Source organism: Methylobacterium sp. E-025 (genome assembly GCF_022829705.1).
In the GTDB taxonomy this organism is placed as follows: Bacteria; Pseudomonadota; Alphaproteobacteria; order Rhizobiales; family Beijerinckiaceae; genus Methylobacterium.
In genome coordinates, this window is sequence record NZ_JAKSYR010000058.1 from 1 (window position 1) to 353 (window position 353).

Genomic DNA, 353 nt, shown 5'->3' on the forward strand with positions numbered 1-353 from the left:
GGTGTTCGTGGGCACGAACAACCCGGCCGGCGTCGCCAACCAGGACCAGAGCTACTTCTACAACCCCTTCATCGGCAACCTCTTCGCCTCGGCGCCCGGGAACAAGCGCCGCACCGCCCACCTCGTCGGCGCCTACAGCGGCGCCGGCGACAGCGGCTCGCTCTGCAACGGCACGCTGGCCACCGGCTGCACCCCGGTCCTGCCGCAGAACGCCGCGCCCTCGATCCGAAACACCGGCGCGATCTCGTACACCGGCGACGGCTACAACCTGACCGCGGCCCTGACGCACAGCTGCTACGTCGACGACGCGGCCCGCTTCGGCGGTCAGTTTGCGGCGCTGGGCCCGATCGTGA

1 pseudogene is annotated in these 353 nt (G+C 70.5%); it reads left to right on the forward strand.

The window, feature by feature from the left end:
- Positions 1-353 (forward strand): annotated as a pseudogene (locus MKK64_RS05540) (transporter); the annotation flags it as partial.